General features: G+C 37.1%; 10 protein-coding genes and 1 pseudogene. 7 read left to right on the top strand and 4 right to left on the bottom strand.

The genetic code is table 11. The annotated features are described in order from the left end of the window. The first annotated feature begins 256 nt into the window (after positions 1 to 256). The 3 genes from IEX94_RS18835 to IEX94_RS18825 all read left to right on the top strand — a co-directional run bounded on the left by IEX94_RS18835 (position 257) and on the right by IEX94_RS18825 (position 3,085). Positions 257 to 1,066 carry a magnesium transporter gene (locus tag IEX94_RS18835; protein ID WP_188859725.1) on the top strand — a complete coding sequence of 270 codons (810 nt, stop codon included), beginning with the start codon at positions 257 to 259 and terminating at the stop codon, positions 1,064 to 1,066. Further along, on the top strand, positions 1,012 to 1,539 hold the full coding sequence (locus IEX94_RS18830) for a magnesium transporter (RefSeq protein WP_188859722.1): 528 nt from the start codon (positions 1,012 to 1,014) through the stop codon (positions 1,537 to 1,539). The genes IEX94_RS18835 and IEX94_RS18830 overlap by 55 nt, the downstream gene beginning before the upstream one ends. 550 nt (positions 1,540 to 2,089) lie before the next feature. Next, positions 2,090 to 3,085 carry a LacI family DNA-binding transcriptional regulator gene (locus IEX94_RS18825; protein ID WP_229782805.1) on the top strand — a complete coding sequence of 332 codons (996 nt, stop codon included), beginning with the start codon at positions 2,090 to 2,092 and terminating at the stop codon, positions 3,083 to 3,085. A gap of 52 nt (positions 3,086 to 3,137) precedes the next feature. Here IEX94_RS18825 and IEX94_RS18820 read toward each other — a convergent pair whose 3' ends face one another. Both IEX94_RS18820 and IEX94_RS18815 read right to left on the bottom strand, forming a co-directional pair. Continuing rightward, positions 3,138 to 4,583 (bottom strand): glycoside hydrolase family 32 protein, encoded by a 1,446-nt coding sequence (locus IEX94_RS18820; protein WP_188859720.1) that lies wholly within the window; start codon positions 4,581 to 4,583, stop codon positions 3,138 to 3,140. A gap of 13 nt (positions 4,584 to 4,596) precedes the next feature. Then, entirely contained in the window at positions 4,597 to 5,844 is a 1,248-nt protein-coding gene (locus IEX94_RS18815; protein ID WP_188859718.1) for an MFS transporter, read from the bottom strand. A 449-nt stretch (positions 5,845 to 6,293) separates the two neighbouring features. Here IEX94_RS18815 and IEX94_RS18810 point away from each other — a divergent pair, with 449 nt between their 5' ends. The 3 genes and pseudogenes from IEX94_RS18810 to IEX94_RS18800 all read left to right on the top strand — a co-directional run bounded on the left by IEX94_RS18810 (position 6,294) and on the right by IEX94_RS18800 (position 8,774). Continuing rightward, complete coding sequence (locus tag IEX94_RS18810) at positions 6,294 to 7,259, top strand: carbohydrate kinase family protein (RefSeq protein WP_188859716.1); 966 nt, start codon at positions 6,294 to 6,296, stop codon at positions 7,257 to 7,259. 43 nt (positions 7,260 to 7,302) lie between these two features. Beyond that, positions 7,303 to 7,862 (top strand): annotated as a pseudogene (locus tag IEX94_RS18805) (sugar O-acetyltransferase). Positions 7,863 to 8,372: 510 nt separating this feature from the next. Next, positions 8,373 to 8,774 carry a VanZ family protein gene (locus IEX94_RS18800; RefSeq protein WP_188859711.1) on the top strand — a complete coding sequence of 134 codons (402 nt, stop codon included), beginning with the start codon at positions 8,373 to 8,375 and terminating at the stop codon, positions 8,772 to 8,774. A 333-nt stretch (positions 8,775 to 9,107) separates the two neighbouring features. Here the strand turns inward: IEX94_RS18800 and IEX94_RS18795 are convergent, their stop codons facing one another. Beyond that, positions 9,108 to 9,749: a response regulator transcription factor gene (locus IEX94_RS18795; RefSeq protein WP_188859708.1), complete on the bottom strand. Its 642-nt coding sequence runs from the start codon at positions 9,747 to 9,749 to the stop codon at positions 9,108 to 9,110. A gap of 30 nt (positions 9,750 to 9,779) precedes the next feature. Next, positions 9,780 to 10,025 (bottom strand): hypothetical protein, encoded by a 246-nt coding sequence (locus IEX94_RS18790; protein WP_194461824.1) that lies wholly within the window; start codon positions 10,023 to 10,025, stop codon positions 9,780 to 9,782. Positions 10,026 to 10,294: 269 nt separating this feature from the next. On the opposite strand from IEX94_RS18790, the gene IEX94_RS18780 reads away from it, so the two are divergent. Then, a complete protein-coding gene (locus IEX94_RS18780) occupies positions 10,295 to 10,534 on the top strand; it encodes a hypothetical protein (protein WP_188859702.1) in 240 nt (79 codons plus the stop codon). Positions 10,535 to 10,571 lie beyond the last annotated feature (37 nt).

Below are 10,571 nucleotides of genomic sequence, written 5' to 3'. Positions count from 1 at the left end.
TTCGTTTGTAACATCAGCTTGGACAACTAAAATATTTTCTTGATCCGCATTTAATCTACTAGTGTAGGGAGATCGAATGAAATAGGAGCTTTTATATTTGATCTCCGCCTCCGGTAAACGCGTTTAAAAACGTGTGAGAATTTAAAAAAAGGGTAGTTGAAAAAGGGAACGAGAAACCTCTTTATCGGTGTAATTGAATAAGGAGGCTAGAGCCGGTTACATAATTCAGGAATTGGGTTTGTGAGGAGGAGCGCTTATGTTTCGATTAGATAAACAAAATAGAGAAAGATATACGAAAAATATAATAAATGCTTTATATGAAAATAATAAAGAAGAATTTCGTGAAAGCTATTTAGAACTTCACCCATCCGATCAAGTAGATATTTTCATTACGTTGGATAAAGAGGGACGGGAAAGAGTGTATATGTTTTTGGAGCCGAAAGAGTTTGCAGTCATTTTCTCTGGCTTGTATTTTATTCATCAGCAAGTTTGTATCGAAGAATTGTCGGATGAGTATTCCTCGGAAATGTTCAATCATATGTTTACAGACGATACGGTAAACTTTTTGAAACGGATTAATCAAGCGGAAGCGAAGCATATTTTGGATAAGATGGAAAAGGAAAAAGCAGGGAAAATCCAGATGATCTTGGATTATGATTTGGAAACTGCGGGAGCGGTGAGGACCGATGAATATATCACCGCTTTTCCGGAAGAAACCGCAGAAGACGTGTTAGCCAAAATTAGGAGAGAAGGCTCTGATGCTGAAATTGTTTACTATACGTATGTAATAGATAGGAAAGGGTATTTAAAGGGCGTTGTCTCTTTAAAAAAATTAATTATGGCTGATCCCACTGATGCAGTCGAGGATATGATGCATCAACATATTGTCTCTGTTCTGGCAGACATGGGACAAGAAGATGTCGGGAAAATTATTCAGAAATACGACTTACTGGCTGTTCCCGTCGTAACAGAGCAAAATCGCCTGCTGGGAATTATTACAGTGGATGATGCATGGATATCATTGAACTGCAAACGACTAAAAGCTTTGGTGAATTCTCAACGGTGAAAGATGCAACGGAAACAGATACGAGTGCTTTTACAGCAGCAAAAAAACGTGCTCCGTGGATCATTTTTCTCATGTTCGCGGGGATGATTACAAGTGGGGTGATCGGGCAATTTGAAGAAACATTAGAATCCGTTGTCGTCCTAGCAGCTTTTATGCCGATGTTGATGGATTCGGGAGGAAACGTCGGCACGCAATCCCTGGCAGTTTCTGTTAGAGGACTTGCACTCGGAACAATTGATATGAAAGATTTATGGCGCATGATGAGGAAAGAATTTTCAACCGGCTTTTTAATCGGATTGATTTGTATGATGCTCATTACCATCTTGATCCTTCTCTTTTATGGGAACATTATGCTAGGCGTAGTGGTTGGACTATCCATTCTTGTTACATTAAGTATATCGGCAGTTGTCGGTATACATGTTCATGGTACCAACTCCTTTTCATTATCTTTGTTTAGCTTTTTCCCTGGATGAGAAGTAGTGAAACGTGCTGAGCGATAGAGAAGGAGATCGGGAGACTCGGAGTAAATTGCTTTTGAAATAAGGATGGGTCTAGAAAGGATTCAGTCAATGGGGTGGATCGTGTTTTTGAGTTGGGTACGTGTTGTTTTGATAATGGAGGATATGGTGGGAGTGTCCTATACTTCTGGGAAATTGCTTGTAGTTCTTGTTAGATGAATGACGGTGAAATTTAAAGGAATAAAATGGACGTGTACAGTTAGTCAAAACTTCTATTCGCACTGTTAACAAAGCTAAGTGAATCGAGCGTTCTAGAAATAGTGTTATTGCTTTTCTGAAATGGATTCATTATAGAAGAAAATTTCTTATATATGAATGAATTTCATAATTACCAAAGTCGGCTTTTCCATCACCATATGTAGTTGGGAACGAACCAACTCAACTACATATGGTGATGGTGAAGCATTAAATACGTATTATGAAATTCATTAATATGATATAATAATTATATCATCTTTGTTAGACAAAAATACGAAAATGGCTACCAGAAAGGGGTGAGCATTCGTTGTCTCAGCCTAAAATTAAGGATGTTGCACGAGCGGCAGGTGTCTCAACTGCTACTGTTTCTCATGTAATTAATAAAACCAGGTATGTGTCGGAGGAGACAACTGTACGGGTTTTACAGGCAATGGAGGAATTAAATTATCGTCCAAATCATGCAGCTCGTAGTTTAAGAAGTGCAAAAACATACACAATCGGTCTTATCATTCCATTCCGAAAAGAAGATACGTCAAAGAGCTTTTTTATGTCCATTGCAGAAGGAATAGAAGAGACCCTTAGAGAATACGGTTATCACTTAATTATTAGTAATTCCAAGGAAGATTTAAAGCAAGAAATAGAACAGTTACAACTACTAAATGACCAAATTACGGATGGCATTATTCTTGCATCTACTTACAGTGAGTATCAAACACTTGAGAAACATATTCTTAAGGATCATCCTCTTGTTTTAATTGATCGAATACCAGAAGAAAACCAACGAGATTCCGTATCTATTGATTCCTATCAAGGCGTCTATGATGCAATAAAATATTTAAAGAAAAAGGGTTATAAACGCATTGGTTACGCTGGTGCGAATTTAACGATAAGTACAGCAAAACAACGATTAGCTGGATATCAAGATGCTCAAAAAGATGAACCTGATGTAGAAAATATTGTATTTATTGGAGAACCTACATATGAAAGCGGTTATGAAATGGCTGCTCAACTCCTATTACATGATTTAGACGCTATATTTATAGCGAACAATGAGGTAGCTACAGGAATCATCTATTATTTTATTGAAAATAAGATAACTATTCCGGACGATATTGCTGTCATTGTATTCGATAACTTTGAATGGACAAGAATTGTTTCTCCTCCATTGACCGTAGTGGACCAGCCGGCATATGAAATGGGAATAGAGGCAGCTCATATGATTCTTTCACGAATTCAATCTCCTGATAAAAAGATGAAAAAGGTTGTTTTACAACCCATGCTAATAGAACGAGGATCCACATAAAGAAAGCAGACAGTTCAAGGTTATAGACTGTCTGCTCTTATCAACTAAATATTTACTTTTTTAGTTCCCATACATTGAGTTCTTTCACAGCTACATTTTCTTCCCCGAAAAACTCAATTTGATTGCTTGTGTTTTTTGGATATACTCTGTTTGTAATAACCTTTTCTCCATTGTTAATAAATAATTCCACGGAACATCGGTCAATATAAATATGAAGCAACAATTCTTCACTTGGTTCTACCTCTGCTGATGCAATACCTGAAACATGTCCTGCCTTGTTTAAATCAACAGTGACTTTACTTGTCTTGGCATCGTATTTTATTTCAGTAAATTCTTCCCCGTCATCCGATTTTAAAACTTTTAATCCGAATGTTTCACTGTTTGTCGTAGAAAGATCAAAACTTGATTTGATTTCGATAGACTGACCTTTTGTCTCAGGTGAAAACGACTTCGTAAAGTTCAATTCATGATATTGTTCTTCTTTTGCTCGTAACATCTTTAATTCTTCTACTGGTTGGAACCGAACGTTACCTTCATTGTTTAATTTTATTTCTCTTGGTATCGTCATCGCCCCGGCCCAACCTTCTTCTTTTGTTGGGAATTTAGAGGCCCAATGATCCATCCAAGCAATTAAAATACGACGCCCTTTTTCATCAAGAAATGTTTGAGGTGCATAAAGATCAAATCCTTGATCAATTTCCACATCATAATCTTTTGTAAAACGTTTGGTGTCGTAATCCATATCTCCGATTTGAATCAGAGCTTTACCATGCCCCTCATCTTTCATAGGTGAGAAAATTAGCGCATGTTTATTTTGGATGGGGAATAGGTCAGGACACTCCCACATATCCCCTAAAGTACCATCACTTTTAGCAACTGGGCCACAATACTCCCAGTTTATTAAATCATCTGATTGAAATAAAGCTGCTGCACCATCCCCATTGTGACTGGTACCAACTACCATATACCATGTATCTTCATATGACCATACCTTAGGATCACGAAAATCATTACTCAATGAATGCGGTGGTTTATCTATAATAGGATTATTAGGATGTTTCTCAAAGTGTATTCCATCTTGTGTTGTCGCTAGACATTGTACTTCTTTTGGATTTTTGCTATCAATATGTCCTGTGTATAAGAGGAATAAATCACCGTCTTTTACTACAGCGCTACCGGAGAAGCAGCCATACCCTTCGCCAGGATTACCTAAATCATAGTCCTCTGAAGGAGCAAGTGCTACGGGTTGATGTTCCCAATGAACTAAATCACTGCTGGTTGCATGCCCCCAATGCATCGGTCCCCAATCCGCCGAGTAAGGATGAAATTGATAGAATAAATGATAGATACCTTTATGCTGAATTAAACCATTTGGGTCATTCAACCAGCCAACCGGAGCAGTAAAATGATAAGTAGGTTGGTAATCCCTTTCTTTTTGATTCGAATTTTCTTTTATAAATGTATTTGCTTTCTCAATTTGTCTCTCATGATTATTCATTATAAAATCTCTCCTAACTTATATTATGATACAAATCAGTTTCTCTATTACCTGAAATAGCCTTTTTATCCTTGCTGAGCGTAAACATTGCTGTAATAACAAACAATGCGACAATTGATCCTAATACATAGAAAGTGGTTTCATAACTTGTCAGATCATATAAACGACCTACAAGTGTTGAGAATACAATAACTCCAATCTCACTCGAAACTTTAAATCCAACAAGATACACTGTTGCGGATAATCTTGAATCAAAATGCAGGCCAATGTACTTAAATGAAGCAATCAAAAGAAGCGGAACTTCAACCGCATGAAGCATTTTCATAAATGAAATCCCAATTCCACTTGACACATAGGCGGAACCTACGATGCGAAAGAACATAACCCCACCAGCTAGTAATAAGGATCGCTTCACCCCGACTTTACTGACAATAGACGGTGCAAGGAATAAAAACAACGCTTCCACAAATACTTGGAAGGAATTCAAATAACCATAAACTTGGTTACCTGTTGCCTGATCAGCAAAGAGTTCTACAAAATATACAGGGAATAATTGCTGATCATATACAGTGTAGATACAGACGGTACCAAATAAGAAAATAACTAGAAACCAAAATACTTTATTTTTAAAAAGTCCGATGATGTCTTCTTTTGAAAGATTACTTGTTTCTTTCTCTTCTTTTTCTGATACATCTATCTTAAAGAAACAGTTTAATATAAAGAACAGAACTCCAGCAGCAGAAGCGAGCCAGAAGTTAAGATGCGGATTGATACTTAGCAGTGTCCCAGCACCAAATGCAGCGACTGCGTAACCTAGAGATCCCCACATTCTTGCCTTACCGAATTCAAAGTTGTATTTTCTACTAATCTTTTCCGTATACGATTCTAAAAACCCGGCCCCCGCAATGAAACCTAGACCTAGATAAATCGAACCCAATATAGCACCTAAGTAAAAGTTAGAAATTAGTAATGGTTCATATACATAAATGAGAAAAGGTCCGATGAAAACTAGAACAATGCTTTGGAACCATACTAAATGCTTTTTCGTTCCTAATTTGTCTTGGGTGACCCCATAAAATAACATGAACAGCAAGGCGAAAAATGAATTTAAAGAGTATATGGTTCCAACTTGTGTACCACTCAAATCGAGGGTGTTATTTAGCCAAATTGCATAAAAGGACCACCAGATGGACCAAGTGACAAAGAATAGGAATAAATAACCTGATGAAAACCAGTACTTACTGTTTTTATAAGTATGCATGTCTTCCCTCCATTTTCTTATTTATAGTAAAATAAAAGGTAATCGTTTACGTAATCGATTACATTATATGTTAAACGGTTCTTAAGAAAAAGTCAATGACAACTTAATAAATGAAACAATGGTTTGATAGACAAGCCTAACATTTAGCAAAATTATTCATGGAAAATATACTGGAAGAGAGAGCTGAATAGAATTGGACTTTCATGAAATGAATTTGACATTTTTAAACTTATTAGTATATCGTAGTACATACGTAATCGATTACCTTTAGTGAAGAAGGATGAAATATCTAAGCGTATGAAAAGGGGAGCTGAGCCAAGCAAAATCAATTGTAGAAAAAGTATCATAAATGATTACTACTGAATGGAACAACGGGTATATGATATCCGTAAAAAAAGGAAAGCGCTATTATATATAGGCTTCTATTTCATATAAAATGAGGTGGCACAATGACAGGAATTAATGTAGCTTGTATCGGAGAGCTATTAATAGACATGTATTGTATCGATGTAGATGTAAGTTTAAAAGATGGGGATAACTTCAAAAAAATGGCAGGTGGTGCACCCGCTAATGTCTCTGCAACGATTGCTAGACTGGGTGGAAAAGCCTCGATGATAGGAAAAGTTGGAAATGACAGTTTTGGTGATTTTTTAGTCGAAACGTTGGAAGATTACCAAGTAGATACTTCGATGGTGGTAAGAGATAAAAGTCTACCAACCACGATGGCACTTGTTTCCTTGGTAACGGGGGGCGAACGTGACTTTCAATTTTATCGTGGAGCGGATAAAAATCTTAGGATGACAGATTTCTCCCTTACCGATGTAATGGAATCGAAGGTCATTCACTTTGGTTCAGCCACTGCTTTACTGGAAGCACCGCTAAGAGAGACGTATTTTTCCCTGATTAAAAGAGCTTATAATGAAAAGAAATTCATCTCATTTGATCCAAACTTCCGAGAGGATTTATGGAAAGGAAATGAAAACGAATTTATAGGATTGTCAAGGGAAATCCTGGCTTATACGGACTTTGTTAAAGTAAGTGATGAAGAATTAGTTATTTTGACAAATGAGGATGAAGTTTCCAATGGAATAGCTAAACTTCATCAATTCGGAGCAAAAATAGTTGCTGTTACAATTGGTGAAGAAGGCTCGATTATATCAAATGGAGAAAAATATGAAGTTGTTCCGAGTAAAAGTATAGAAGCAATTGATACAACCGGTGCGGGGGATGCCTTTGTTGGAGCAGTACTTTATCAGTTTTCAAATAGGCTAAACGAAGAAAAAGCGATTTCAGTTTCTGATTTTAACTATTTAAAAGAAGTAACCCGCTTTGCAAATTATCTCAGCGCGGAAGTATGTACAAAAGTAGGTTCATTAACAGCTTTAGCATCTATTGAAGAAGTAAGTATTTCTTAATTCTTAAAATGCCATAATTCAAAAAGGCAGGTGCTACTTTCTTATAAAAACAGAAGCGGAGAAGATGTTAGCTGGGGGGGTTATAATCCTTCTGACCCAGTCTTATTAAAGAAACGTGAAGAAGCTAGGCGCAAGGTTAGAATATATAATCAAACTCTGGAAACGGAAGAGGAAAAACGCACACCATTATTAATGGATTTACTTGGATCTGTGGGAGAAAATGTCTATATGGAACCAAATATCCGATTTGACTATGGATTTAATACATATGTAGGAGATAACTTCTTCGCAAACTTTGACTGTACCATTTTAGATGTCTGTGAAGTACGATTTGGAGATAATTGTATGCTCGGTCCTGGTGTGCATATTTATACAGCAACCCATCCACTTGGTCCAACCGAACGTAATTCAGGAAAAGAATATGCCAAGCCAATCTCTATTGGAGATAATGTATGGGTTGGCGGAAATACAATAATAAACCCCGGCGTAACGATAGGGAATAATGTTGTCATCGCTTCAGGTGCGATAGTTACGAAAGATGTGCCGGATAATTTGGTAGTAGGCGGGGTGCCTGCCAGGATAATAAAACGGGTGGAAGATTGAATTTCTGAGATTGCGAACTCAGCAGATATTAAATTTGGATTGATTAGCTGAAGGCTAGGGATGCGTTCCTATCAAATAACTGAAATCAAGATGAAGAGGGAGCTGGGCGTTAAAGTCAAGCTCCCTTTTTGTTTTCGTGAAGAGTACAAACTATTGGAGAAGCCGACCAAACGTAAAAATTTGCAATTGGAAAATGGAAATAGAAGTTGGATCTTAAAGTCATATAATGGTGTCGATACTGCTGTGAAATATCAAAGCATGAAGTTTAAAATGGAGGGTATAGCTGTGGTCGAAGTCATCATGACAAACAATAGCTCCTTACCGATTTCCGTTTTGTTATTGGTCAAACCAATAGATATTATAATTAGACCCCTATCGTAGGTAAAGGACCAAGACACTATCAAAATAACTCATTCCTACCACTAGACTTTTATATTGCCCCAAAGGTTATTAAACTTGTGTCAGTCGGCAATACTATGATATACAATAGAAAAAGAAAGGGCAGTGCCTATGTTATTTATTGTATTTACTTGGTTGATTGTAATATTCGTATTGCTGTGTTCCACGCCCGCTTTTGCAGTATTCGCAGGTGATGTGCAATTCCAGCTTAGCCAAGAACCAAGCTGGCTCAACTTCTTTCATGGAGAATTCAGCCATATCGAGTTTGCGGGTCATTTTTTCCTGTTTTTTGCATTGGCAGCACTGCTGCGGCAAGTGATTAAAAATATGAGAATGGTATTTTTACTCGCATTTTTATATGGATTTGTCATTGAATTCGTGCAGCCGTTTTTTGGACGTGGTGCTGAATTAATAGACCTTGCAGCAAATGTTGTGGGGATTGTTAGTTTTATTATGTTACATTTTTTGTACTCGCTTATTCCTCGTACACTGTCTGATGCGGCAGAGAAATGATTCGTGCAGGGGAAAGTATAAGAAACTGATGAAGCAAGCCAAGCGTTATATCAAAAATAATCAAGACTTTTTTTGATTTGGTTTTTATCCCGGTGTAACCGTCCGTAAAACTCCCACTGGTTGAAGTTTTACTTTATAAAATAAGAGGTAATAATTATTGCATGTAAGAGGAGGGTTTTCGCAGTATTCCCCCAAGCAAAGTTGTAAAGCTTAGGTATTACAACCATCACCTGACCTATCTAGAACAAAAACTCATAGACAGCATAAAGACGAAAAGAATCACATGTTGATCCTCTTCGTCTTTTGTCGATTTTTTGTGTAGAAAGCAGCAACTTACACACTCACCCAATTATTTCGTATTGCAGCAAGTACAGCGTGCATCCGATTTTTCACCTTCAATTTTTTTATAATGGAAGATACATGATTTTTCACTGTCTTATCAGAAATGCTATATTGATTTGCGATTTCCTCATTTTGCCAGCCTTTGGACATCCCCTCCAAAACTTCCCATTCTCTATTGGTCAGTAAATCAGAAGGCCTCGTCACGGATTGATTCGTTATCCGTGCATATTCATGAAGAATCATAGATGAAAAATACGTATGAATATATTTATTCCCTTTTAAAATATCGAGAATGGCTGATTGGAATTGGTTTAGGTCAAGGTCACCATAAAAATAACCATCAATGCCTTTTTTCATTAAGTCTGCGATTTGTTCTCGATGGACTTCTGAAAATGTCCAAACTGCCATTTTAATATTTCTGTTTTGATATTTTTCATAGATTTCATCCTGACTCGTTTGAGTGTTTAATTCAAGAATTAACAAATCCGTGTAATAATGAATCCTTGTTTCCCCTGAAAGTACCTCTTTATAATTATATAAATGAAAGGTATGTTCTGGTATCTCTTCGTTCAGAATATGAACGATTCCCTTCATATACAAACTGTTATCATGTATAAATGCAATATTACTCAATCCTCGTTCATCCCCTATAATCCAATACTTCTATAATTTAAATCGTTGTACAATATCATTCAGTTCCTCAGCAGTTTTTGCCAGCTGTTCGGAACTTCCCGCTATTTCCTCCATTGAACTGCTTGCTTGCTGCGAGGATGCAGCGGTTTCTTCAATTCCCGCTGCAGATTCTTCTGATATGGAAGCAATCTCTTCAATTGTTCCGTTCATTTCTTGGGTGTTTGCCGTAATGTCGGAAAGGTTTTCTGTTATCTGTGTTATATGCTCCTTTTTCATTTGCATCCATGACTTTCGTTGTAAAAGAATTCATAGCAGATGCTAGTTCACTCACGCGATCTGCCTGTGTTTCTGATCCGGAGGCCAATTCCTGCATCGTAGAAACGGGCGCGCGGGATTGATTACCTCGTCTTCTCATCATGCATTCATTCATAAATGGGAAAGTTTTAATATAAATGTCGAAATTTGGAGTTTATTGTCGAAAAAGGTATGCATGCCCGTTTTTGTAAAAAAGGATTGCAGGAAACTATAGAAAAGAGGCTATTACAATGAAAAGGTTTTTTATCAACAAGTCAATTCGGGCAAAGTTAATTAGCATGTCCATATTGTTAACCATCGTTCCTTTAGCAGCACTAGGAATGATAAGCTTTCAGACGGCAGAGACAAGTTTGAATGACTTGGGAAAAACGAATTTAAGGAACAGCGTGGAATTTACACTTGAACTGATCCAACCGTACGAAACCATTGACTTCAGGGTAGTAAATTACAGTAGAAGGGGGTATGTGTAAAATAGTTCTCGGTGATATTATTTCAAAATCCTAGCCA

It is taken from the genome of Oceanobacillus indicireducens (assembly GCF_014647195.1).
GTDB classification, from domain to species: Bacteria; Bacillota; Bacilli; order Bacillales; family Amphibacillaceae; genus Oceanobacillus; species Oceanobacillus indicireducens.
Note: the sequence above shows the minus strand (reverse complement) of the source record. Positions and strands in the feature narration are given on the sequence as shown.